This window comes from Pseudomonas sp. ADAK2 (assembly GCF_012935755.1).
GTDB lineage: Bacteria > Pseudomonadota > Gammaproteobacteria > Pseudomonadales > Pseudomonadaceae > Aquipseudomonas.
The window spans coordinates 3,125,090-3,148,452 of the sequence record NZ_CP052862.1 but is presented as its reverse complement, the minus strand read 5'-3'; the positions used below and the strand labels follow the sequence as shown (position 1 = coordinate 3,148,452).

Genomic DNA, 23,363 nt, shown 5'->3' with positions numbered 1-23,363 from the left:
GGCTTAAGCGGCGATGCGCAGGTTCTGCAGCACGATCGGGCGCGCCCAGCCGTTGTCGAAATCGAGTTGTTTCTGTTGTTCAACCAGTTCTTCGGGTGAGAACGGTGGGAACGGTTTGTCCAGCAGGTGCAGTTCGAATTCGGCGATTGGCAGATGCAACGGACGCGGCTGCGGCGCCGGGCCGGCGGCTGGCACAGGTTGGCCTGCAGTGAGGACGATTGGGCGCACCCAGCCACTTTCGAAGTTCTGCTGTTGCTGCTGGGCGACGATTTCATCCGGCGGGAACGGCGGGAAAGGTTTGTCAGCCAGCTCCATTTCGAACTCGGCGATCGGCAGGAACAGCGGCTCTGGCGGCTTGACCTGGGTTTCCGTTACATCGCATTCACGCTGGGAAATGATGTGCGCGTAGAGCTCGCTGCCGACGGTCGGTTCGACCGGGCTTTCCAGATCCACCGGTGGAAAAGTCCCGCACGCCGGCACCACATCGCTCGACTGTTCGGCCAGGGCCTGGGCAAAAAAATCTTGCCACAGGTGACTGACGCCGCTCAGTGCTTGGGAGTTTCGCAGCCCATAATCGCCATGACGCGATATATAGCCTACGGATGTGGTTTGAATGTCTGACATTTTTCTCGGTCGACGCTCAGCTCTGGCAAAATGCTCGATAGTTTTGTTATCGGACGTTTTTGGCCGATCATTAATTTTTTGAGCACCTTTTCCCATGATTGAACAACCCGCGGCCTGCCGCATCCATGTCGAGGCCTCGGCCCCGGCGTTTCAGCCACAGGCCGAGCAATGGGCCGAGCGCCTGGGCCTGCCCATGCAGGTGGATGACGGCGAGTTTGCCTTGCAGGTGGGCGAACAGGGTTTGCAGCTGCAACAGCTGGGGCCGGATGCGCCGGGGCCGGTGCGGGTGGACTTCGTCGAGGGCGGCGCGGCCCATCGTCGGTTGTTCGGCGGCGGTACCGGACAAATGATCGCCAAGGCGGTCGGCATCGCCCAAGGCGTGCGCCCACGGGTACTGGATGCCACGGCGGGGCTGGGCAAGGATGCGTTTGTGCTGGCGAGCCTGGGTTGCGAGATGAGCCTGATCGAACGTCAACCGCTGATCGGTGCGTTACTGGAAGATGGCCTGGCTCGCGGTGCGGAAGATTTCGACGTGGCGCCCATCGTCGCGCGGATGCGCTTGCTCAAAGGCAATTCGATTGAAGTCATGCGCAATTGGGAAGGCGAGCCGCCGCAGGTGATCTACCTCGACCCGATGTTCCCGCATCGCGAGAAAACCGCTCTGGTGAAGAAGGAAATGCGCCTGTTCCGCCCGCTGGTGGGCGATGACCCGGATGCACCGGCCTTGCTCGAAGCGGCGTTGGCCCTGGCCAGCCACCGGGTGGTGGTCAAGCGCCCGCGCAAGGCGCCGTGCATTGCCGGGCCGAAGCCGAGTCATGCGCTGGATGGGAAATCCAGTCGGTATGACATTTATCCGAAGAAGGCGCTCAAGCCCTGATTCAGCACTGATCGTTCCCACGCCCTGCGTGGGAATGCAGCCCGGGACGCTCCGCGTCCCTGCCGAAGCGGACGCGGAGCGTCCATTGAGGCGTTACCACGCAGAGCGTGGGAACGATCATCAGGCTGACGCTGACCGATACGCCCGCATAAACAACCCCACCACTTCCCGCACGTGGCTCTCCGCCGCCTCGCCGATCAACGGCTCACCGCAGCCATACAACAAGCGGAAATTCCCCGCGCCTTTGAGCAGGCAGAAGAAATGTTCGGCGGCATTGCGCGGTTTATCGATGCTCAGTGCGCCGGCCTGATCGATCCGGCTCAGCAAGCGCTCCATGCCACTCAACATGCGCTCAGGCCCGGCCTCGAAAAAGATCAGCGACAGTTTCGGGTCCTGGCTACCCAGGCTGATCATTAACCGATGCAGGTTCACCGACTCATCGCTATTGATCAGTTGATGAAAGCCACGAGCGATGTTCAACAGCACCGTTTCCACCGAAATGCCGTCCGGCAATTCAAAAAACAACGGCGGCAGTTGCTCTTCGCACTTGGCGACTACGGCGGCGGAGAACAGTGTCTCCTTGTCATTGAAATGGCTGTAGACCGTCAGCTTCGACACCCCCGCCTCGGTGGCCACGGCGTCCATGCTGGTGCTCGCATAACCATTACTCAGAAACAGAATTTTCGCCGCGTCGAGGATGGCCTGGCGCTTGGCCAGATCCTTGGGGCGGCCCGGACCATTGGATGCTGAAAGATTGTTCGACATTCTTCGCTTTTAATACTGGACTGGTGAGTTTGCTATTAATAACATACCGGCCAGTATAATTATTCCAAGCACCATTAGCGAAAGGTCCTTCACCATGTTCCGCTATGCCTTGCCCCTCGCGTTGCCAGTCACACTGGCTTTTTTATTGTCGGCGTGCGGTCACGACGAGGCGCCGCAAGTCAGCGTGCGACCGGCCATGGTGGTACAACCCGAGCCTTCGGCCCAGGCGATGGAAAGCTATCCCGGTGAAGTTCGCGCCCGTTATGAGCCGGACTTGGCATTCCGCATTGGCGGCAAAGTCAGCCGACGACTGGTCGAGGAAGGTCAGCGGGTCAAGGCCGATCAGCCGCTGGCCGAGCTCGATCCCCAGGACGTGCGCCTGCAACTGGAAGCCACCCGCGCCCAGGTCACCGCCGCCGAAGCCAATCTGAACCTGGTCCGCGCCGAACGGGATCGCTACAAGACGCTGATGGACCGTCAGATGGTCAGCAAGTCGGCGTACGACAATTCCGAAAACCTCTACCGATCCGGTGAAGCGCGCCTCAAGCAAATCAAAGCCGAGTTCAACGTCTCGACCAATCAGGCCAGCTACGCGGTGCTGCGTGCGCCGCAGGATGGGGTGGTGGCCAAGCGTGCCGTTGAAGTCGGTCAAGTGGTCGCTGCCGGGCAAACCGTGTTCACCCTTGCCACCGATGGCGAGCGCGAAGTGTTGATCAGCCTGCCGGAACAAAGCTTCGGCCGTTTTAAGGTCGATCAACCGGTGTCGGTGGAACTCTGGACCCAACCCGATCAACGTTTCACCGGGCGCATCCGCGAGCTGTCGCCTGCGGCCGATCCCAAATCCCGAACCTTCGCCGCGCGCATTGCCTTCACCTCCGGCAAAGTCCCGGCGGAACTCGGCCAGAGCGCCCGGGTGTTTATCCAGACCGCCGCCGTGGTGTCGCTGGCCGTGCCGCTGTCGGCAGTCACCGCAGAAAACGGTGCCACCTACGTGTGGGTGGTAGGTGCCAACAATACGTTGAGGAAAGTCCCGGTCCGGGTGGGTGCCTTCGGTGAGAAAACCGTGCCGGTGCTCGAAGGGTTGAGCGCCAGCGACTGGGTGGTGGCCGCCGGGGTTCATGTGCTTCACGACGGGCAGCAAGTGCGCCCGGTGGATCGCTCCAACCGCGTGGTCAATCTGGCGGACAAGGAGTAATTCCCGATGGGTTTCAATCTTTCCGAATGGGCGCTGCGTAACCGCCAGATCGTACTGTTCCTGATGCTTTTACTGGCGATTGTCGGCGCACTTTCCTACACCAAACTGGGACAAAGCGAAGACCCGCCGTTCACCTTCAAGGCCATGGTGATTCGCACCAACTGGCCGGGGGCCACGGCCCAGGAAGTCTCGCGCCAGGTCACCGAGCGCATTGAAAAGAAGCTGATGGAAACCGGCGAGTACGAGCGCATCGTCTCGTTCTCCCGCCCGGGTGAGTCCCAGGTGACCTTCATTGCCCGAGATTCGATGCACTCGGCGCAGATTCCGGAGCTGTGGTATCAGGTCCGCAAGAAGATCAGCGACATCCGCCAGACCCTGCCTCCGGGCATTCAAGGCCCGTTCTTCAATGATGAATTCGGCACCACCTTCGGCAATATCTACGCCCTGACCGGCGATGGTTTTGACTACGCCGTGCTCAAGGACTACGCCGACCGCATCCAGATTCAGCTGCAACGGGTCAAGGATGTGGGCAAGGTCGATCTGCTTGGCTTGCAGGACGAGAAGATCTGGATCGAACTGTCCAACGTCAAACTGGCGACCCTTGGGCTGCCATTGGCGGCAGTCCAACAGGCCCTTGAGGAACAGAACGCAGTGTCGACCGCCGGCTTCTTCGAAACCAGCAGCGAGCGATTGCAGCTACGGGTCACCGGGAATTTTCAGACGGTCGAGCAGATAAAAAGCTTTCCGATCCGGGTCGGTGATCGTACGTTCCGCATCGCCGATGTCGCCGACGTGCGTCGCGGTTTCAACGACCCACCGGCGCCGCGCATGCGTTTCATGGCCGAAGATGCGATTGGCCTGGCCGTGGCGATGAAGGACGGCGGCGACATTCTGGTGCTGGGCAAGGCGTTGGAAGTCGAGTTCGATCGCATCCAGAAAAACCTCCCCGCGGGTATGCAATTGCGCAAGGTCTCGGACCAACCCGCCGCGGTTAAAACCGGTGTTGGCGAGTTCGTCCAGGTGCTGGTGGAAGCCCTGGCAATCGTGTTGCTGGTGAGCTTTTTCTCCCTCGGCGTACGCACCGGCATGGTCGTGGCGCTGGCCATTCCGCTGGTGCTGGCGATGACCTTCGCCTGCATGTATTACCTCGGCATCGGCCTGCACAAGATCTCCCTCGGCGCGCTGGTGCTGGCCCTGGGGTTGCTGGTGGACGACGCGATCATCGCCGTGGAAATGATGGCGATCAAAATGGAGCAGGGCTTCGACCGGATCAAGGCCGCCAGCTATGCCTGGACCAGCACCGCGTTCCCGATGCTCACCGGTACGCTGATCACCGCAGCCGGGTTCCTGCCGATTGCCACCGCGCAGTCGGGCACGGGTGAATACACCCGCTCGATCTTCCAGGTGGTGACCATCGCGCTGCTGGCCTCGTGGATTGCCGCCGTGGTGTTTGTGCCGTACCTGGGGGAAAAACTCCTGCCGGACCTGGCGAAGATTCACGCCGCCAAACACGGCACGGCTGACGGTCAGCCTGACCCTTATGGCACGCCGTTCTATCAACGGGTTCGGCGCTTGGTGGAGTGGTGTGTGCGCTGGCGCAAGACCGTGATCGTGCTGACCGTGGTGTTGTTCATCGCCTCCATCGTGTTGTTCCGCTTCGTGCCGCAGCAGTTTTTCCCGGCCTCCGGTCGTCTTGAACTGATGATCGATTTGAAACTGGCCGAAGGCGCATCCCTGAGCAACACCAACGATGAGGTTAAACGCCTCGAACGTCTGCTGAAGGATCACGCCGGTATCGACAATTACGTGGCTTACGTCGGTACCGGTTCGCCGCGATTTTACCTACCGCTGGATCAGCAATTGCCTGCGGCGAGCTTCGCCCAGTTTGTCGTCCTGGCGAAAACCATCGAAGAGCGCGAAATCCTGCGCACCTGGCTGATCGAAACCCTCAACGAACAATTCCCGGCCCTGCGCTCGCGGGTCACGCGTCTGGAAAACGGTCCGCCGGTTGGCTACCCGGTGCAGTTCCGCATCACCGGCGAGCACATCGAAGAAGTGCGCGCCCTGGCCCGCAAAGTGGCGGAAAAGGTGCGCGAGAATCCTCATGTGGTCAACGTCCATCTGGACTGGGAAGAACCGAGCAAAGTTGTCTATCTGAACGTCGATCAGGACCGCGCCCGAGCCCTCGGTGTGAGCACCGCCAACCTGTCGAAGTTTTTGCAAAGCTCGCTGACCGGTTCCAGCGTCAGCCAGTACCGCGAAGACAACGAGTTGATCGAAATCCTCCTGCGCGGCACCGTGCATGAACGCACTGAGCTGTCGCTGCTGCCGAGCCTGGCGGTGCCCACCGACAACGGCAAAAGCGTCGCGCTGTCGCAGATCGCGACCCTGGAATACGGCTTCGAAGAAGGCATCATCTGGCACCGCAACCGCCTGCCCAACGTGACGATTCGCGCCGACATCTATGGCAAGGAACAGCCGGCGACCCTGGTGCAACAGATCCTGCCGACCCTCGACCCGATTCGCGCCGAACTGCCCGACGGCTACTTGCTGGAAGTCGGCGGCACGGTGGAAGACTCGGCCCGCGGGCAGAACTCGGTGAAGGCTGGCGTGCCACTGTTCATCGTCGTCGTGCTGACGTTGCTGATGCTGCAACTGCGCAGTTTCTCACGCACGGTGATGGTGTTTCTGACAGCGCCATTGGGATTAATCGGCGTGACCCTGTTCCTGATGGTGTTCCGCCAACCGTTCGGCTTTGTCGCCATGCTCGGGACCATTGCCCTGTCCGGGATGATCATGCGCAACTCGGTGATTCTGGTGGACCAGATCGAACAGGACATCGCCGCCGGGCTCAAACCCTGGCAAGCGATCATCGAAGCCACAGTGCGCCGCTTTCGGCCGATTGTGCTGACAGCACTCGCGGCGGTACTGGCGATGATTCCGCTGTCGCGTAGCGTGTTCTTCGGGCCAATGGCGGTGGCGATCATGGGCGGGTTGATTGTCGCGACGGCGTTGACGTTGCTGTTCCTGCCGGCACTGTATGCGGCGTGGTTCAGGATCAAGAAAGAATCGGCCTGATCCCCACGTAGGAGCAGCCTGCGGTAGCTCCTACAGGAATTTCAGAAGTCTCTGATATTGAGTCGCAGAGGGCTCAATGCTGTACTCCAGGCTCGGTTTGACGAGTTCTTGAGACAGTCGCAATGAAAAAGCCCCCCGCGCTGAAGGGCCGGACCGACCCGGTGTTCGACCTGTTGGCGCAATCACCTCACAAGGAACGCCTGTCGGATTACCTGGCGTTGCTAAAACCCCTGGATGACCAGGGGCGCTACTTGCCGTTTGATGATCTGCGCTACCGCTGGGCGCCGGGACTGGATAGCCATCTCTGTTGGGCGTTGGTCAAGAAGGCCCGAACCGCCCAGTACGCCAGCCTGCTGCCATTGGGAGAACCGATCCAGTGGGGCAGTTTCGTGCTGACACCGGTCGCGCAAAAAGCCATTTCGGCGGTCGATCGGCAAGCCACCATTGCCGCGCTGGAGTATATGACCAGCCAGATCGGTGAACGCGCGCATTTCAGCTATCTGCTCAATGACTTGATTGAAGACGAAGCCGTCAGCAGCAGCCAACTGGAAGGTGCGGCGACCACCACGCGCGTGGCCAAGGACATGCTCAAGCGCAAGCGCCTGCCACGCACGCCGGATGAGCGAATGGTCATCGGCAATTACAAGATGATGAATTTCGCCTGGGAAAAACGTTACGAACCCTTGAGCATCGAGTTGATCGCGGCGATCCATCGGGTGGGTGTCGAAGGCATCGATGACGCGCAATATGCGCCGGGGACCTTCAGGATCAACGACGACGTCGTGGTGCAGGACGGCGAGGGCAACACCGTCCACACACCGCCTCCAGCGGCGGGGCTTGTGTCACGCTTGCAGGCGCTGTCGAAGTGGATCAATCAATCCCACGACGACCCTAATCGGGTTGACTGCCTTCATCCACTGATCAAAGCCATCGCGCTGCATTTTGCCCTGGGCTACGAGCACCCGTTTCGCGACGGCAACGGTCGTGTCGCCCGGGCGCTGTTCTACTGGTTCATGTTCAAGCATGACTTTTCGGCCTTCCGCTACATTGCCATCAGCGTTCTGCTGCGCAACGCGCCGGTGAAATACGGGCGCTCCTATCTTTACACCGAAGCCGACGACCTGGACCTGACTTACTTCATCGACTTCCAGTGTTCGGTGATCTTGCGGGCTGTGACTGGTTTTACTGAGACCTATCGCAAAAGCCTGGCGTACGCGGAGGACTTTGATCGATGGCTGTTGGCATCCGGTTTTTTCGACCGGCTCACCGAAAAACAGCGGGCGGTTTACCAAGTGGCCAAGAGCGGGATGGCTAAGGAGTTTACGGCGGTCAACGTGATGGACAATCTGGATTGCTCATACAAAACAGCGACGGCCACCCTGAACGGGTTGGTCGATTTGGAGGTGTTCGAGAAGCGCAAGATGGGGCGGGAGTGGGTGTTTTTCTTGCGGATTGCTTGACGCTTGATCGTTCCCACGCGGTGGGAACGATCAACAACGGGTTTACAGCGTACCGAAGACTTTCTTGGCCAAACTGGTAGCCGCAGCTGCCGGGTTCTGGCGAATGGTTTCTTCCTGCTTGCCGATCATCTCGAACAAGCCGTTCAACGCCTGCTCTGTCACGTAGCTTTCGATGTTGGCGCTCTTCGCGTCGACTACACCCAAAGTCGCTGCTTGGCCGGCGAACGAGTTGTATTGCTTGGCCAAGCCTACTTGGTCGGTGGCTTGCTTGACGATCGGCAGGAACTTGGCGCGGATCTGTTCGCGGCTGGATTTATCCAGGTATTGGGTGGCCGAGTCCTTGCCGCCGCTGAGAATGCCCTTGGCATCGGCCACGCTCATTTTTTTCACGGCATCGACCAGGATTGGCTGGGCCTGGGTGACGGCGGTTTCCGCCGCTTTGTTCATGCTGGTTTCCAGTTGATCAACCTGGGCGCCCATGCCGAAGGCTTTCATCTTGCTGGCGACTTTGCCCAGCTTGCCTGGCAGTTCGATTTTCACGTCCGGGTTGTTGCTGAACCCGCCCGGCGTGCCGAGTTGTTTCACGGCCAATTGCGCGCCTTGGGTCAGGGCGTCTTTCAGGCCGCCGGTGGCGTCTTGTTGCGACAGGTCACTGAGGGACAGCGCGAGGGCGCTGGCGGAAATCATCAAGCCTGCGCACAGGCCGGCGAAGCGAAGGGTAGGGCGGAGCATGGCGGCTTCCTTGTACGAATAAGGGATATTAACGGACGGCGTCGACGCGGATTTTCAGCGGTTGCGGATCGTTGCCATCGAGTTGCACGGCGTGGTTCTCGGTGGTGATGAACATCAGCTCACCATTGACTTCAATGCGCGCGCTGACCGAGTAACGATGACCGGGTTTGACCTGCGCCGGGTCGTAGCTCAGGTGAAACGGCAGCGGCACCTGGCCTTTGACCGGGCCTTTCTGCTCATCGAGCACCACGGCGGGCGCGTCGGCCAGGGACACGTCCTGCAGGCTGACGCTCAACGTGGCGCTTGGCGGCAGGGCGATGCGTTGCAGGTAGAACACTTCGCCATCGAGGCTGGTTTTGGCGCCAGGGTGCAGGGTCTGGCAAGCACCGAGCAGGCTGGTCAGACAAACAAGCGTCAGTTTTTTCATCAAGGGCCTCTGAGACATTGGCGCCAGAAGAAGCCTGGCGCCCGGGGAATTTAGCGGATTTTGCGGTAGACGTCGAAAATCAAAAACCAGGCAGGCGAGCAAGCGCTCTCAACAGGTCAATAGTTGAAGTGTCAGCCTTTGAACCCAAAGGGCACTAATACGGCGAGATCAGGGGACACGGATATATTCTGGCCAAACCTGTTTTCCATGCCTTTTAGCGCGTAGCGTTTTCCTGGTACGGCTTGAGCCGGATCGTAATTCAAGTAAAAGGCTGTGGCCGTTTCTTCATCGCAGTGAATGCGTACAAGTTCAGCGCCCGGCTCATTATGTTCATGGGCGTGGATCGTGACTGCCTGATCACGCTCGATAGGCTTTGGTTGTTGCGCTTCGATATAAAGTTGCCCAATTGGACTTAAGTGAAGTGTCTGCCGATGGGGCGCCTTGTCGACAATGACAAAGTAATCCAGGTCCAGCAGTAACGGTTTTTGATTGTGGCTGAGTTGAATATTGATCTGATATTTGACGCTGACATCCACATACGTGTGCTGGAAGGAGAAGTTCCATTGGCCATCCGCTATTGCGGGATGAACCCAGTTCACCACGTTGATGGGACGGGAAGTATTAATGACCTGAATGTTGATTCGAGTTTCGCAGTCGCCATCTGTTGGCGCTACGTAAGCAGGTGGAAACTTGAAAGTTAGAGTGACGTTTGAATGATGGCTCATCGCGATGTCCTTATCGTGATAATGAAAAACCCAATTTATCTTTTAATTAACTAACAAAGAAACGTCCTTGTTTCTTTGTTAGTTGTCTGGAAGTTACAACGGGTTAGCGTCAGCCGCATCTTCACTGCGATGTAACGCCACCTGACGGATCGACAAGCGAATCTCCGCCGGCAACACACGCTTGGCCGCGCCTTCCGCCAACTCGCCGAGCAATTCGTGATAGCTCAGCTTGCCCGCTTCATCGCGCTTGAGTACGTCCAGATCAAGCAGGGTCTGGATAAAGTGACGGAACAGGCTCTTGTCGAAAAATTCCGGGGCGTTCAGACCATGCAGGATCGACAGGCGCTGGGCCATGACGGTGCAGAGGTCTTCCAGCTCTTCGGCGCTGATGCTGTTCTGGCCGCTGTTGAGCAGCAGGGAAACCGTCATGTAGAAACGTTGCAGGGTCTGGGCGATGCTTTTCGACAGCAGCGTCAGCAACACGAAGTGCCGCGAACTCGGCGCGGGACGCAGGTACACGTCGTTCTCGAATCGCAGCAGGCCTTGCTCGACAAAGGCTTCGAGCCATTGATCGACCACCGCCTCCAGTTCATCCATGGACCAGCGAATGAACAGCTCCGATTGCAGGTACGGATACAGCGCGCGGGTGTAGCGCAGGATCTGTTCGCGGCTCATGCGCGACGCACTCTGGAAGAAGCTCGCCAGCAGCGCCGGCAGCGCGAAGATGTGCAACACGTTGTTGCGGTAGTAGGTCATGAGGACGGCGTTCTGCTCATCCAGATACAGAATCTTGCCCAAGGCATCGCTCTGCTCGGACAGCAAGTCCATGTCCTTCACGTGCTCGATCAGCGCCCGACCGTCACCTTCCGGCAGCGTGGTGTGCGGCGAGTACGGCACCTTGCGCAACAGCGCCAGATACAAATCGAGCACCCGCGCCATGGCGCGATCGTCCAGCGCCAGACGAGTGGTGGACAGCAGCGCAAGCGCCACCAGGTTCACCGGGTTGATCGCGGCGGCTTCGTTCAAATGCTGCGCGACTTTTTCGCCGAGACGGTTAGTGGTTTCGTTGAGCCAGGCCGGTTTGAACTGTGGGCCGAGTTCCTGTTGGCGCCAGTCCGGCTGCTCGCTGTCGAGGAATTCCGCCAGTTTGATCGGTTCGCCGAAATTCACCGCCACCTGGCCGAAGCGCTGCTTGAGCGCGCCGATGACTTTGAAAATATCGAAGATCGATTCTTTCTTCTTGCTCGCGCCGCGCAGTTCACCGAGGTAGGTCCGGCCTTCCAGAACACGCTCATAACCGATGTAAACCGGGATGAACACGATGGGCATGCGCGACGAACGCAGGAAGCTGCGCAGGGTGATCGCCAGCATCCCTGTTTTCGGTTGCAGCATGCGCCCGGTGCGCGAACGGCCACCCTCGACGAAGTACTCCACCGGGAAGCCCTTGGTGAACAGGGTGTGCAGGTATTCGTTGAACACCGAGGTATAGAGCGGGTTGCCCTTGAAGGTACGGCGCATGAAAAACGCGCCGCCGCGACGCAGCAGGCTGCCGATCACCGGCATGTTCAGGTTGATCCCGGCGGCAATGTGCGGCGGGGTCAGGCCGTTGCGGAACAGCAAATACGAAAGCAGCAGGTAATCGATGTGGCTGCGGTGGCAGGGCACGTAGATCACTTCGTGACCCTGGGCGACTTTCTGCACGCCTTCGATGTGGTTGACCTTCACCCCATCGTAAATCTTGTTCCAGAACCAGCTCAGCACCACTTCCAGAAAGCGGATGGCGGTGTAGGTGTAGTCCGAGGCGATCTCGTTGCCGTAGCGCAGGGCCTGGGCCTTGGCTTTCTCCGGGGAGATGTTCTCGCGCTCGGCTTCGTCGAGGATCGCTTGTTTGACCAGTGGCTGATTCAGCAGACCTTTGACCAGGTTGCGACGGTGGGAAATGTCCGGGCCGATGACGGCGGCTTTGAGGTTGCGGAAGTGTACCCGCAGGATCCGCTGGGCCATGCGCACGGTGCGCTCGTGGCCCTTGTTGTGCTCGATCAGCTCGCGCAAATGGATCGGCGCCGAGAACTGCACGCGGGTCTTGCGCCCCAGCACGATGATGCTGAGCAAGCGGCGCAAACGCCCGGTGACCGCCCAGCTATCGGCAAACAACAGCTTCCACGGGCTCGACTCGCTGTCCGGCGACTGACCCCAGAACACGCTGACCGGAATGATCTGCGCATCTTCGGCGGCGTTCTGGCTCAGGGCGCTGACCAGGCGGGTCAGGGTCGGCGGCGCGCCGCGTTTGTCCTGGCGGCCGAGCCAGTCGGGCTCCGGCGTCAGATAGAAGAACGCGGCAGGCTCCAGCAGGTTACCCACCGACACCGGCAGCACCGGCCGCGGCAGGCCGGCCTTGGTGCACTCGGCGTCGACCACGGCCAGGTCGGTCAGCGAAGGGTTTTGCAGGACGTAGAACACCGGACGGCTGCGGTCGAGGTTGAGGGTTAGGGACGACTGGTTGATCGTCTCCGAGCGAACCCAGAGGTACAACAGTCGGCGCAGGGTGCCAAACACAAGACGACGGAACGGGGAGCGGGTCATACGGCTTCTGCGTGAGTGAATAAAACCGAGCAGTTGCTCGGGGGGCTGACAGTGTGCCGGATTCGCCGAAAATCGGCAAAAAAGCGGCCAAGTAATCTTGAGTTGAGAGTTTTTGCGGCTGTCATATACTCGACCGCTCAAAATAAAAAGAAGAGGGACTGATACATGGCAACGCGCGAAACCGGCAATGTGAAGTGGTTCAACGACGCCAAGGGCTACGGCTTCATTCAACGCGAGGACGGGGTGGACGTGTTCGTGCACTACCGCGCGATACGTGGCGAAGGCCACCGTTCGCTGGCTGAGGGCCAGCAGGTTGAATACGCCGTGGTGACAGGGGAGAAGGGGTTGCAGGCTGAGGATGTCCTAGGTCTGTAAACCGATTCTTCGAATCACACATCACCCGAGCGAAGCTTGCCCGCGAAGGCGTCATCACTGGCGCTAAAAGCTTCGCAGCAAGCTGCGCTCATGCGGGGCTGTTGTGTTTCCCATCAGAAATTTTGCAGATCATCTGTTCACCGTCGCCCTTGCGGGATGCCTTAGTGGCTGCTCACTGCCATGCCATGTCTCAATGCTGGATACTTGGCCACCTGTCATATCTGACAGTAGACGTTGAAAAATCCATAGCCTTATATTTTTCCTTCAGGGACTTGCTTCAACTAAAGAAGCCCGTCTCGCTGAAGGAAAATGACGATGAAATGTTGGCTGATTCTGTTGTTGTTCATTTTACTGGCCGGTTGTGCGAGTGCTCCCCATGATGACGCTGGCAAGCTCGCTGATGGTCGGGCGATTGTGCCGCCGGCTGAGGCTAATGGTGGGTTTGCCGGTGCCTTGTCAGTTTCGCAAGCGTCGGCACCCGCCGCCCCAGTCATCGAGACCCCCACGCAAAGCAGTCTAAACGGCCGTTATCCATTGCTCTCCGGTACAGGGGCGCCGGGAGCAACGGTGCAAGTGATGCAAAGCAGCCAGATCAACCGTGTCGTGGTCAGCACCGTCGTAGGCGCGAATGGGCGCTGGGCTGCCCGCAGTGCGTTGGAGTTGGCGCCGGGCTCCTTTTCCATGGCTGGCCGGCAGACCCTCGGCGGCCAAACATCGGCCTGGGGCCTGACGCGGGTGTTTACCGTCGTTGACGCGCCCGTTGCTCCGGTGATTGAAAACCCGCTGCAGAGCAGCCAGAGCGGCCGGTATCCGCTGCTTTCCGGCACGGGCATTCCGGGAGCCACCGTGCAAGTCATGCAGAGTAGCCAAATCAACAAAGTACTGGTTAGTACCACGGTTGATGCTCATCGTCAGTGGACAGGTCGCAGTGCTTTGGAGTTGGCTCCGGGTTCCTTTTCGATGGCTGGGCGACAGACGCTTGATGGCAAAACATCGGCTTGGGGCCTGACGCGTGTGTTTACTGTCGTTGACGCGCCCACTGCTCCGGTAATTGCCAGCCCGCTGCAGGGCAGCCTGAACGGCCGCTACCCTTTACTCTCCGGTACGGGCATTCCGGGGGCGACTGTGCAAGTCATGCAAAGTGGCCAAATCAACAACGTCCTGGTCAGTGCCACGGTTGATGCTCAGGGGCAGTGGACAGGTCGCAGTGCGTTGGAGTTGGCGCCGGGGCCCTTTTCGATGGCTGGGCGACAATTGCTTGATGGCAAAACGTCAGCCTGGGGGCTGACCCGTGTGTTTACGGTCGTTGCGGGCCCGTCTGTATTCAAGGTGGTCGAGGCGACGGCCGGTGAGTTGAATGCCGAAACCCTGGGCGCCAATGCCACCGTGCAGGTGAGTTATCCGACATTGGCGCCCCGCGATACGGTCGGTGTGCGTCTGAGCGGTGTGGAGTTGCGCGATGCACCGATTCAGACGGTGTCTACGGTCGGCGTGCTGACGTTTTACCTGCCCAAGGCGTGGATCACTAAAAATCTAAATCGCACTGTTAGTCTCACCTACACCTACAAGGTGGGTGGCGCGGGCAGTCTGATTACGTCGTCGCCGCTGGCGATCAAAATCGTCGGTGCCGCGGCCGAAGGCGATGGTCAGCGGGTTGCGAATGAACTGAATCAGCAATACGCCGATACCCGACAAAACTGCGGTAGCGCCTCATTGCCTGCTGTCCTGTGTTCTGGTGTCATTCTGCGGGCAACGATAAACGGCACAGGGTATCGCGCGTGGAATCCCAGCCCCTTGTCTCAAAAAAACGGTGGGGTTTCGTTTTTCTACATTCGCAAGGATGCCGCTTTCAAAGCCTTTCCTGCGGTTTACCCGAATACCAGTGGAATCATCTTCTACCCTCCGCAATCGCGTCCCCAGGGAATGGTCGACGTGCCGGTCCTGTGTATCTTTCCAATGGATGGCGGCAGTGATATCAGGGGGGATCAAGGTTGTGGCGTGTCGAGTAATTACCCCTCTGTCAGTCGCTCGTGCGAGTTGCAGGGGATCACTACGGCGGCGGGTTGGTTGACTCATTACAATCAGGGGGCGGGGGCGCAGAAGTACCAGCGTCAATGCGGTTTTAATGTCAGAACCAGCCAGGGGCAACTGGCGGCAAACGCGTTTTATCAAGGTATTTTGGCAATGAAGTTACTGGGCGCCGAGTCGTTCAATACCTGGAATGAAATCCGCCTTGCCACGTGGCCGCAGAATATTCACACCACCCTCCCGATCAAGGCATTCTTTTACACCCGTAATGGTTTGGCGAATGCCAGGTTCAATCAGCAGGATTTTTACAAGTACTCAAGTAAGGCCGTGCCAGTGATCAAGCTGACACTGCCCAGTACGACCACCGAGTCAGCCAGGTTTGAATTCATCAAGGCTGATCAGGTGGTAGGCAACTGGCGCTGACAGTGGCCGAGAGCAGCGCAGGTCCTGGCGTTGTCAGGACCTGCTACTTCAAGCGGTTTTCCAGGTGATCTCTTCTTCACCATCAGCGCTGATGCGCATCCAGCGATCCGCCGTCTCTTCACCTTCTTCCTCGACCCACGTACCCGGCGCGCAACGTACTTCGACGTTCAGCGCGGTGAAGGCGGCGCGGGCGCAGGCGATGTCGTCTTCCCATGGGGTCTGGTCGCTTTCAAGGTACAGGCTGTTCCACTTGCCCACGGCTTTCGGCAGCCAGGTCACGGGTACGTTGCCGGCCTTGCACTTGTAGGTCTGGCCCTTCTTGACCCACTCACTGCACGGGCCCAACGCTACGCTGAGCCAATCGGCGACGGCTTTGTAGTCGACGTCGGCGTCTTTCAGGTAAATCTCGATATCGGGTTGGCGCATGGATGTCCTCACTGCGGTCTTGAAAAATCCATTCGCGGATTTAGCCGGCCTCAAGCTGTTGCTCGAGACCAAAATTATTGAAGTACGAAGTAATCGTAACGCATCGACACGGTGACCTCGAACGGCTCGACCTGCTCGATGACCGCCGCGCGCCGTTCGGCACTGGCGCGCCAGCCGTGGGGCGTCATGGCCAACAGGTTGGCACGGTCCTGGCCACTTTCCAGTATCAATTTGAATTCCAGGGTTTCACTGTGCGCCAGCGCCATGCCTTCCGGCACCAGGGCCAGGTGCTTGTCGTCGGTGTACTCACGGACTTCGTCGTACAGACTTTCGCGCAATTCCATCAGGTGGCCGCTGGTCGGGCCGACTTTCATCAAACCACCGCCGGGGCTGAGCAGCCGCTTGGCTTCTTCCCAGTCCAACGGGCTGAACACGCTGGCGAGAAACTGGCAACTGCCGGACGCCAACGGCACCCGCGCCATGCTGGCGATCAACCAGGTCAGCTCGGGGTTGCGTTTGCAGGCGCGTTTCACCGCTTCCTTGGAGATGTCGAGGGCGTAGCCGTCAGCATTGGGCAAGGCCTCGGCGATTTGCGCGGTGTAATAACCCTCGCCACAACCGATGTCGAGCCAGCGCTGCGGCGCGTACTGCGCTGCCAACTCGGCCAGGCGCTTGGCCACCGGCGCGTAATGCCCGGCGTTCAGGAAATCGCGGCGGGCCTCGACCATCGCCAGGTTATCCCCTGGATCGCGGCTGTTCTTGTGCTGCACCGGCAACAGGTTCAGGTAACCCTGGCGCGCGCGGTCGAAACGATGCCCGGCGGGGCAAGCGACGCCGTTGTCCACCGCGCTCAGCGGTTCGCTGCAGATCGGGCAGGCCAGCATCAGGCGAGCAACTTGATCAGGGTCTGGTAGTAGATTTCGGTCAGCACGTCGAGATCAGCCGCCAGCACCCGCTCGTTGACCTGGTGAATTGTCGCGTTGACCGGCCCCAGCTCAACCACTTGCGTGCCCATGGTCGCGATGAAGCGCCCGTCGGACGTGCCGCCGCTGGTGGAGGCTTTGGTTTCGCGACCGGTGATGTCCTTGATGCTCGACGCCACGGCATCCAGCAGGGCGCCCGGTTCGGTGAGGAACGGCAGGCCGGACAGTGCCCAGTCGATGTGCCAGTCCAGGCCATGCTTGTCGAGGATGTCGGCCACGCGTTTTTGCAGGCCTTCGACGGTGGATTCGGTGGAGAAGCGGAAGTTGAACACCGCCACCAGATCACCCGGAATCACGTTGGTCGCGCCGGTGCCGGAATTCACGTTGGAAATTTGGAAGCTGGTCGGCGGGAAGAAATCATTCCCGTGGTCCCAATGCTCGGCGGCCAGTTCGGCTAATGCCGGAGCAGCGAGGTGGATCGGGTTTTTCGCCAGGTGTGGATAGGCCACGTGGCCCTGAATACCGCGTACGGTCAGCTTGGCGCCGAGGGAGCCGCGACGGCCATTCTTGACCACGTCACCGACCAGAGTGGTGCTCGACGGCTCGCCGACGATGCACCAGTCCAGACGTTCCTTGCGCGCGGCGAGGCGTTCGATCACGGCTTTGGTGCCGTGGTGCGCCGGGCCTTCTTCGTCGCTGGTGATCAGAAAGGCGACTTTGCCTTTGTGATCCGGGTAGTCGGCGACAAAACGCTCGGCGGCCACGGTCATCGAGGCGAGGCTGCCTTTCATGTCCGCTGCGCCACGCCCGCACAGCATGCCGTGTTCATCAATCACGGCGTTGAACGGGTCGATCTGCCAGGCGGTCACGGGACCGGTCGGCACCACATCGGTGTGACCGGCGAAGCACAGCACCGGACCGTCGTGTTTACCGTGGGTGGCCCAGAAGTTATCCACATCTTCGATGCGCATTGGCTCAAGCATGAAACCGGCATCGCCCAGGCGCTGCATCATCTGCTTCTGGCAATCGGCGTCGACCGGCGTCACGGACGGACGGCGGATCAGGTCGATGGCGAGTTGAAGGGTCGGCGAAAGGTCGGCGTGGGCCGTCATGGAAAACTCCGGAAGCTCTTGTGTAGGAGCGAGGCTTGCCCGCGAAGAACGATAATGCGGTGTATCTGTTACACCGAGTCGCTTCATTCGCGGGCAAGCCTCGCTCCTACGGGGGTTAGGCTGGGGCGCGCAAAATGGCGGTTATCTTAAAGCAAAACGGCGGCCATTGGCCGCCGTTTAGTGCATCTGTACGGATTTAGACGGCTGGTAGCGGCTCAGGCTCGGCAGCCGGTTTCGGCAGCGAAGACAGGAACGCCATGATCAGCGCCGCCAGGTACGGCAGCGACTGCACCAACAACATGATCACCCAGAAGCGGATGTCGTTGCTCGGCAAGCCCTGCACCAGGAAGATCCCCAGCGCCGCGCCCCACAACAGCAGCATGATGAACACCTCTTCCCGCGCTTCCGAAATCGCCACCCAGAAGCCGTGGTTGTCGGCGTTTTTCGGCGTACGGAAGAACGGAATGCTGCTGGTGAAGAAGCCGTACAGCACCGCTTTGGCGATGGTGTGCGACAACGCCAAACCGGCCAGCGCCGCGCAGAACGCGTCCTTGAGGTTGACCCCGACCGCACGGCGATACAGGAAGATGATCTTGGCCACCTTGAACACGAACAGCGCCAACGGCGGGATCGCGAAAATCAGCAGCGGTGGGTCGACCCGTTGCGGCACGATGATCATCGCCGCCGACCACAACAGCGCGCCGACGGTGAAGAAGATGTTCATGCCATCCGCGACCCACGGCAACCAGCCCGCGAGGAAGTGGTAACGCTGGCCACGGGTCAGTTCGGTGTCCTTGCCGCGCAGCAAACTGGCGGTGTGACGCTTGATGATCTGAATCGCGCCATAAGCCCAGCGGAAACGCTGTTTCTTGAAGTCGATAAAGGTATCCGGCATCAGGCCTTTGCCGTAGCTGGTGTGGTAATACGCTGCCGACAGGCCTTTTTCGAACACCCGCAGACCCAACTCGGCGTCTTCACAGATGCACCAGTCAGCCCAACCCAGTTCCTCGAGCACCGAACGGCGGGTCATGGTCATGGTGCCGTGCTGGATGATCGCGTCACGGTCGTTACGGGTGACCATGCCAATGTGGAAGAAGCCTTTGTATTCCGCATAGCAGAGCTTCTTGAAGGTGCTTTCGTTCTGGTCGCGATAATCCTGTGGCGACTGCACCACGGCGATTTTCGGATCGGCGAAGTGCGGCACCATGTGCTTGAGCCAGTTCGGGTCGACGCAGTAGTCCGAGTCGATCACCGCAATCACTTCGGCATCCTTGGCGGTGTGCGGGATCAAGTAGTTCAGCGCGCCGCCCTTGAAACCAGCCAATGGGGCGACGTGGAAGAACTTGAAGCGCGGGCCGAGGGTTTCGCAGTAATCGCGCACCGGTTCCCAGACCGCCGGGTCCTTGGTGTTGTTGTCGATGATCAGGACTTCGAAGTCCGGATAGTCGAGGTTGGCCAGGGCGTTGAGGGTCTGTTTGACCATCTCCGGCGGTTCGTTGTAGCACGGTACGTGAATCGAGACTTTTGGTCGGTAGTCCGAATCTCCCACCACCGGCAGGAATTCTCGCCGGCGCTTGTGAGTCCAGACCGCTTCGGCCAGTTCATGGGCTTCAGTCAGCAACACGATGAACACCCCGAGCGCACCGAGGGCGAGCAAGAAGCCCACCGTCAGGCTGAACCAGGTGCTGTATTGCTGGCTGTAGTCATAACCGATCCACACCAGAACCGAACCGCACAAGAACGCGATAAAGGTCAGGAAGGTGCGGCCACGCTGGCGCAGGGCCGAGCCGTCGATCATCAGCAAGGTCAGCGACAGCAGGGCCAATACGGCCGAGCCGATCGCCAGCACCCGCCATTGCGGGATCGCGACGACTGGGCCTTCGAAGTTGAATTTCTGCTGGCGCGCGGCGTTGAACACGCCCCAATACGCGCCCACCGAACCTTCGTCCGTGGCTTTCCACGGCTGGTCAAACGCTTCGATCACGAAGTAGTTGAAGCCTTGGCGGTTAAGCTTGTTGACCAGGGTGCGCAGGTAGATCGCCTGGTCCGCCGGACTCGAATCGGTGCCGCCACGCATGCGGCCGTTGCTCGGCCAGCCAACCTCCGAAAGCAGCAGCGGTTTTTTCGGGAACATCTTTTTCAGGTCCCGGGCGCGGTCGAGGACGAACTGCCCGGCCTTGTCCACCGGGACGAATTCCCAGTACGGCAGAACGTGGGCGGCGATCAGGTCAACGTGCTTGGCCAGTTCCGGGTGCTCTTCCCAGACGTGCCACTGCTCGGACGTGGTCACCGGCACTTTTACGGCGGCGCGCACGCGGTCGAGGATGACGCTGAGTTCGGCGGCGGTAATTTCCTTACGGAAGATCGCCTCGTTGCCTACAACCACGCGAACCACGCTGCGGGAAGTGTTGGCCAGTTCGATGGCGCGCAGGATCTCGCGTTCGTTGCGCTCCTGGTCCGGGCTGATCCAGATCCCCAGGGTCACCCGCAGGCCGAACTCTTCCGCCAGCTTGGGAATGTCCTGCAGCGTGCCGTCGACCGAGTAGGTACGGATGTTGTCCGTCAGCTTGCTCATGATCTCCAGGTCGCGACGCATTTCATCGTCGGTCGGGAACTGGTCTTTCTGTGGGTACTGGCCTTGTTGAAAGGGCGAGTAGGAAAAACCGGAGATCTGTTCAGGCCAGTTGGGGGCGGTGACCGGGCGGTTGATTAGCGCCCAGAAGCCGGTAAACAAGGCTGCGATGGCGAGCACCACGACCAGGTTGAGTCCAAATTTACGCGATGACATAGCTTTTTCGGGTTCCAGAGGCTGTGGAACGAAGGAACGGTCGGCATGCTGCCAAGGGGCGCGCATCCTACACCGTGCTTTCCCTTACCGTACAGCAGGCAGGGAAAAGCCTCACATTTGGCACTGAAGTTTGTCTTAAGTTCTTACACTTGTAGCGTGAAGCTTAAAACTTGTCGCTGCGAAGCCCTATAATGCGCGCCGGTTTTTGGGGTAATGGTCATGAGTACAGAAGATCCGCGGTTTGCCGGCATCGCTCGGTTGTATGGCATCGAAGGCCTGGAGCGTTTGCGCGCGGCCCATGTAGCGATTGTCGGCGTCGGTGGCGTCGGTTCCTGGGCGGCGGAAGCCGTGGCCCGGTGTGGCGTGGGCGAGATTTCACTGTTCGATCTGGACGACGTCTGCGTCAGCAACGCCAACCGGCAGTTGCATGCGCTGGACAGCACCGTCGGCAAGCCCAAGGTCGAAGTGATGGCCGAGCGCCTGCGCGGGATCAACCCGGACTGCACGGTGCACACGGTAGCGGATTTCGTCACCCGCGAGACCATGGCCGAGTACATCACGCCGAACATCGATTGCGTGATCGACTGCATCGACAGCGTCAACGCCAAGGCTGCGCTGATTGCCTGGTGCAAACGCCGCAAGATCCAGATCATTACCACCGGCGGCGCGGGCGGGCAGATTGATCCGACGCTGATCCAGGTCTGCGACTTGAACCGCACGTTCAATGACCCGTTGGCCTCAAAAGTGCGCTCGACATTGCGCCGCGATTACAACTTCTCCCGCACCGTGACCCGCCATTACAGCGTGCCGTGCGTGTTTTCGACCGAGCAACTGCGCTACCCGAAACCGGATGGCAGCATTTGTTTGCAGAAGAGTTTTGTCGGCGATGGCGTGAAGCTCGACTGCGCCGGCGGGTTTGGCGCGGTGATGATGGTGACGGCGACGTTCGGCATGGTCGCGGCGACCAAGGCTGTGGATAAGATTGTGGCGGGTGTGCGTCGCCCTTCGGATCGGGTTAAACCTGCTTGAACCGTGATCGTTCCCACGCTCTGCGTGGGAATGCAGCCCGGGACGCTCCGCGTCCCTTTCGAGAGCTGGAACGCGGAGCGTCCCTTGAGGCATTCCCACGCAGAGCGTGGGAACGATCGGTCATCAGTTACTGAGCCAACTCATTCATCCGCTGTAACACGGCATTCAGGCCATTACTGCGCGACGGTGACAACTGCCGGCTCAGCCCAAGCTGACTGAACCACTCCGGCAAATCCACCTGCCGCAACTCAACCGCCGACAACCCATTAACTCGCGCCAGCAACAACGCCACCAACCCGCGAATCAACCGTGCATCGCTGCTGGCGCTGAATTGCCAGTGGCCATCCTGCAACGCCCCCACCAACCACACCTGGCTTTCACAGCCATGCACGCGGTTGGCATCGACCTTTTCCACATCGCTCAACGCCGGCAGACGCTCGCCCCACTGCATCAACAACCGCGCCCGCTGTTCCCAGCTTCCGGCCTGCTGAAAGGTTTCCAGCGCCAACACCGCATCGGCCGGCAAGCTCATCGCAGCAACTCCAGCGCCTGATCCAGCGCTTCAAAGAACCGCTCCAGATCCTCAGAGTCGTTGTACAGCGCCAGCGACACCCGAATCGCCCCGGCCAGTTCGAAGCTTTTGAGCAACGGCATGGCGCAATGATGACCGGCGCGCACGGCGATCCCTTGTTCGGTCAGCAAGTGCGCCAAATCAGAGTTATGCACACCCTCGACGACAAAACTGGCCAATGCGAGTTGCGGTTTGCCCAATAAACGAATGCCGTTACGCGCCTCAAGACCTTTGAACAAGTAGTCATGCAACGCGGCTTCATGGGCGCACACCGCGTCCTGATCCAGCCCGGCGAGGTAATCCAGGGTCGCCCCCAGACCAATCACACTGGCAATCGGCGGTGTACCAGCTTCGAAACCCAGCGGTGCAGGGCGGAAGCGCGCGTCGTGGTAGTTGGCGTCCAGCACCATTTCGCCGCCGAATTGCCATGGTCGCAGTTGTTCAAGGGCCGCATTGCGGCCGAACAGCACGCCCAGGCCATCGGGGCCGTAGAGCTTGTGGCTGGAAAACACGTAGAAGTCGCAGCCCAGCGCCTGTACGTCATGCCGGCCATGGACCACGCCTTGGGCGCCATCGACCACGGTCAGGGCGTTGTGCGTCTTGGCCAGCGCCAGCAACTCGGGCAGCGGTTGCCAGACCCCGAGCACGTTGGACAGCTGACTGACCGCCAGCAATCGGGTGCGCGGGCCGATCAACTGCGCGGCGGCTGCGAGATCGATCACGCCGTCGGCATCCAGCGGCAAGATCAGCAGTTTCAGGTCGCGACGCAAGGCCAGTTGCTGCCAGGGCAACAGGTTGGCGTGGTGCTCCAGGGCGCTGATGACAATTTCATCGCCCGGATTGAATACGTGTTCCAGGCCATAGGCCAGGAGGTTCAGCGCCGAAGTCGCGCCGTGGGTAAAGATGATTTGTCCGCAGTCGCCGGCGTTGAGCCATTGCGCGACTTTGCTGCGGCTGTCCTCGAACGCCTGGGTGGCGTGGGCGCCGGGCAAGTGTTGCGCCCGATGCACGTTGGCCGCGCCATTGGCGTAGTAATGCGCCAGGGCATCCAGCAGGGCTTGGGGTTTTTGCGTGGTGGCGGCGTTGTCCAGATAGGTCTGGTCTTGCCGTTGCAGAGCGGCGATGGCCGGAAAATCGGCGCGCCAGGGAGAGGCAATCATCATGCTATCGGGCCCTGTTAAACATGGGCGGGGTGTACCCCTGACCGTGTAGGAGTGAAGCT

19 protein-coding genes are annotated in these 23,363 nt (G+C 59.9%); 7 read left to right on the top strand and 12 right to left on the bottom strand.

The window, feature by feature from the left end; all coding sequences use genetic code 11:
* Positions 1-3: 3 nt before the first annotated feature.
* Positions 4-624 (bottom strand): energy transducer TonB, encoded by a 621-nt coding sequence (locus HKK52_RS14710; RefSeq protein WP_169371418.1) that lies wholly within the window; start codon positions 622-624, stop codon positions 4-6.
* A 94-nt stretch (positions 625-718) separates the two neighbouring features.
* Here HKK52_RS14710 and HKK52_RS14705 point away from each other — a divergent pair, with 94 nt between their 5' ends.
* On the top strand, positions 719-1,501 hold the full coding sequence (locus HKK52_RS14705; protein ID WP_169371417.1) for a class I SAM-dependent methyltransferase: 783 nt from the start codon (positions 719-721) through the stop codon (positions 1,499-1,501).
* Between the two features lie 120 nt (positions 1,502-1,621).
* Here HKK52_RS14705 and HKK52_RS14700 read toward each other — a convergent pair whose 3' ends face one another.
* A complete protein-coding gene (locus tag HKK52_RS14700) occupies positions 1,622-2,266 on the bottom strand; it encodes a TetR/AcrR family transcriptional regulator (RefSeq protein ID WP_169371416.1) in 645 nt (214 codons plus the stop codon).
* 94 nt (positions 2,267-2,360) lie between these two features.
* On the opposite strand from HKK52_RS14700, the gene HKK52_RS14695 reads away from it, so the two are divergent.
* The 3 genes from HKK52_RS14695 to HKK52_RS14685 all read left to right on the top strand — a co-directional run bounded on the left by HKK52_RS14695 (position 2,361) and on the right by HKK52_RS14685 (position 7,999).
* A complete protein-coding gene (locus tag HKK52_RS14695) occupies positions 2,361-3,461 on the top strand; it encodes an efflux RND transporter periplasmic adaptor subunit (RefSeq protein ID WP_169371415.1) in 1,101 nt (366 codons plus the stop codon).
* A 6-nt stretch (positions 3,462-3,467) separates the two neighbouring features.
* A complete protein-coding gene (locus HKK52_RS14690) occupies positions 3,468-6,539 on the top strand; it encodes an efflux RND transporter permease subunit (RefSeq protein WP_169371414.1) in 3,072 nt (1,023 codons plus the stop codon).
* 122 nt (positions 6,540-6,661) lie between these two features.
* Positions 6,662-7,999: a Fic family protein gene (locus HKK52_RS14685; RefSeq protein WP_169371413.1), complete on the top strand. Its 1,338-nt coding sequence runs from the start codon at positions 6,662-6,664 to the stop codon at positions 7,997-7,999.
* A 42-nt stretch (positions 8,000-8,041) separates the two neighbouring features.
* On the opposite strand, the gene HKK52_RS14680 is transcribed toward HKK52_RS14685, so the two are convergent.
* The 4 genes from HKK52_RS14680 to plsB all read right to left on the bottom strand — a co-directional run bounded on the left by HKK52_RS14680 (position 8,042) and on the right by plsB (position 12,466).
* Complete coding sequence (locus tag HKK52_RS14680; protein ID WP_169371412.1) at positions 8,042-8,731, bottom strand: DUF4197 domain-containing protein; 690 nt, start codon at positions 8,729-8,731, stop codon at positions 8,042-8,044.
* A gap of 28 nt (positions 8,732-8,759) precedes the next feature.
* Positions 8,760-9,158 (bottom strand): YbaY family lipoprotein, encoded by a 399-nt coding sequence (locus HKK52_RS14675; RefSeq protein WP_169371411.1) that lies wholly within the window; start codon positions 9,156-9,158, stop codon positions 8,760-8,762.
* Between the two features lie 131 nt (positions 9,159-9,289).
* Positions 9,290-9,883 (bottom strand): hypothetical protein, encoded by a 594-nt coding sequence (locus HKK52_RS14670; protein ID WP_169371410.1) that lies wholly within the window; start codon positions 9,881-9,883, stop codon positions 9,290-9,292.
* A gap of 93 nt (positions 9,884-9,976) precedes the next feature.
* The gene (gene plsB / locus HKK52_RS14665; RefSeq protein WP_169371409.1) at positions 9,977-12,466 is read right to left on the bottom strand and encodes a glycerol-3-phosphate 1-O-acyltransferase PlsB; all 2,490 of its coding nucleotides are present in this window, start codon (positions 12,464-12,466) and stop codon (positions 9,977-9,979) included.
* Between the two features lie 165 nt (positions 12,467-12,631).
* Here plsB and HKK52_RS14660 point away from each other — a divergent pair, with 165 nt between their 5' ends.
* Both HKK52_RS14660 and HKK52_RS14655 read left to right on the top strand, forming a co-directional pair.
* Positions 12,632-12,841, top strand: coding sequence for a cold-shock protein (locus HKK52_RS14660; protein ID WP_169371408.1), 210 nt, complete (start codon positions 12,632-12,634; stop codon positions 12,839-12,841).
* Positions 12,842-13,156: 315 nt separating this feature from the next.
* A complete protein-coding gene (locus HKK52_RS14655) occupies positions 13,157-15,292 on the top strand; it encodes a hypothetical protein (RefSeq protein WP_169371407.1) in 2,136 nt (711 codons plus the stop codon).
* A gap of 48 nt (positions 15,293-15,340) precedes the next feature.
* Here the strand turns inward: HKK52_RS14655 and HKK52_RS14650 are convergent, their stop codons facing one another.
* From HKK52_RS14650 to HKK52_RS14635, 4 genes are all read right to left on the bottom strand, one after another.
* The gene (locus HKK52_RS14650) at positions 15,341-15,718 is read right to left on the bottom strand and encodes a hypothetical protein (RefSeq protein ID WP_169371406.1); all 378 of its coding nucleotides are present in this window, start codon (positions 15,716-15,718) and stop codon (positions 15,341-15,343) included.
* A gap of 74 nt (positions 15,719-15,792) precedes the next feature.
* Complete coding sequence (locus tag HKK52_RS14645; RefSeq protein ID WP_169371405.1) at positions 15,793-16,602, bottom strand: putative RNA methyltransferase; 810 nt, start codon at positions 16,600-16,602, stop codon at positions 15,793-15,795.
* Positions 16,602-17,753, bottom strand: coding sequence for a succinyl-diaminopimelate desuccinylase (gene dapE / locus HKK52_RS14640; protein WP_169371404.1), 1,152 nt, complete (start codon positions 17,751-17,753; stop codon positions 16,602-16,604). The genes HKK52_RS14645 and dapE overlap by 1 nt, the downstream gene beginning before the upstream one ends.
* A 196-nt stretch (positions 17,754-17,949) precedes the next feature.
* Complete coding sequence (locus tag HKK52_RS14635) at positions 17,950-20,541, bottom strand: glycosyltransferase (protein WP_169371403.1); 2,592 nt, start codon at positions 20,539-20,541, stop codon at positions 17,950-17,952.
* 213 nt (positions 20,542-20,754) lie between these two features.
* Here HKK52_RS14635 and tcdA point away from each other — a divergent pair, with 213 nt between their 5' ends.
* On the top strand, positions 20,755-21,570 hold the full coding sequence (tcdA, locus tag HKK52_RS14630; RefSeq protein WP_442962285.1) for a tRNA cyclic N6-threonylcarbamoyladenosine(37) synthase TcdA: 816 nt from the start codon (positions 20,755-20,757) through the stop codon (positions 21,568-21,570).
* A gap of 127 nt (positions 21,571-21,697) precedes the next feature.
* On the opposite strand, the gene HKK52_RS14625 is transcribed toward tcdA, so the two are convergent.
* Positions 21,698-22,102 carry a SufE family protein gene (locus tag HKK52_RS14625; protein WP_169371401.1) on the bottom strand — a complete coding sequence of 135 codons (405 nt, stop codon included), beginning with the start codon at positions 22,100-22,102 and terminating at the stop codon, positions 21,698-21,700.
* Positions 22,099-23,304 carry an aminotransferase class V-fold PLP-dependent enzyme gene (locus HKK52_RS14620; protein ID WP_169371400.1) on the bottom strand — a complete coding sequence of 402 codons (1,206 nt, stop codon included), beginning with the start codon at positions 23,302-23,304 and terminating at the stop codon, positions 22,099-22,101. The genes HKK52_RS14625 and HKK52_RS14620 overlap by 4 nt, the downstream gene beginning before the upstream one ends.
* Between the last annotated feature and the right edge of the window lie 59 nt (positions 23,305-23,363).

Coding starts and splice junctions, on each gene's coding strand:
- HKK52_RS14705 (WP_169371417.1), top strand. CDS start 719: ATGATTGAACAACCCGCGGCCTGCCGCATCCATGTCGAGGCCTCGGCC.
- plsB (WP_169371409.1), bottom strand. CDS start 12,466: ATGACCCGCTCCCCGTTCCGTCGTCTTGTGTTTGGCACCCTGCGCCGA.
- dapE (WP_169371404.1), bottom strand. CDS start 17,753: ATGACGGCCCACGCCGACCTTTCGCCGACCCTTCAACTCGCCATCGAC.
- HKK52_RS14645 (WP_169371405.1), bottom strand. CDS start 16,602: ATGCTGGCCTGCCCGATCTGCAGCGAACCGCTGAGCGCGGTGGACAAC.
- HKK52_RS14680 (WP_169371412.1), bottom strand. CDS start 8,731: ATGCTCCGCCCTACCCTTCGCTTCGCCGGCCTGTGCGCAGGCTTGATG.
- HKK52_RS14650 (WP_169371406.1), bottom strand. CDS start 15,718: ATGCGCCAACCCGATATCGAGATTTACCTGAAAGACGCCGACGTCGAC.
- HKK52_RS14695 (WP_169371415.1), top strand. CDS start 2,361: ATGTTCCGCTATGCCTTGCCCCTCGCGTTGCCAGTCACACTGGCTTTT.
- HKK52_RS14655 (WP_169371407.1), top strand. CDS start 13,157: ATGAAATGTTGGCTGATTCTGTTGTTGTTCATTTTACTGGCCGGTTGT.
- HKK52_RS14690 (WP_169371414.1), top strand. CDS start 3,468: ATGGGTTTCAATCTTTCCGAATGGGCGCTGCGTAACCGCCAGATCGTA.
- HKK52_RS14710 (WP_169371418.1), bottom strand. CDS start 624: ATGTCAGACATTCAAACCACATCCGTAGGCTATATATCGCGTCATGGC.
- HKK52_RS14660 (WP_169371408.1), top strand. CDS start 12,632: ATGGCAACGCGCGAAACCGGCAATGTGAAGTGGTTCAACGACGCCAAG.
- HKK52_RS14675 (WP_169371411.1), bottom strand. CDS start 9,158: ATGAAAAAACTGACGCTTGTTTGTCTGACCAGCCTGCTCGGTGCTTGC.
- HKK52_RS14620 (WP_169371400.1), bottom strand. CDS start 23,304: ATGATGATTGCCTCTCCCTGGCGCGCCGATTTTCCGGCCATCGCCGCT.
- HKK52_RS14685 (WP_169371413.1), top strand. CDS start 6,662: ATGAAAAAGCCCCCCGCGCTGAAGGGCCGGACCGACCCGGTGTTCGAC.
- HKK52_RS14670 (WP_169371410.1), bottom strand. CDS start 9,883: ATGAGCCATCATTCAAACGTCACTCTAACTTTCAAGTTTCCACCTGCT.
- HKK52_RS14625 (WP_169371401.1), bottom strand. CDS start 22,102: ATGAGCTTGCCGGCCGATGCGGTGTTGGCGCTGGAAACCTTTCAGCAG.
- tcdA (WP_442962285.1), top strand. CDS start 20,755: ATGGTCATGAGTACAGAAGATCCGCGGTTTGCCGGCATCGCTCGGTTG.
- HKK52_RS14700 (WP_169371416.1), bottom strand. CDS start 2,266: ATGTCGAACAATCTTTCAGCATCCAATGGTCCGGGCCGCCCCAAGGAT.
- HKK52_RS14635 (WP_169371403.1), bottom strand. CDS start 20,541: ATGTCATCGCGTAAATTTGGACTCAACCTGGTCGTGGTGCTCGCCATC.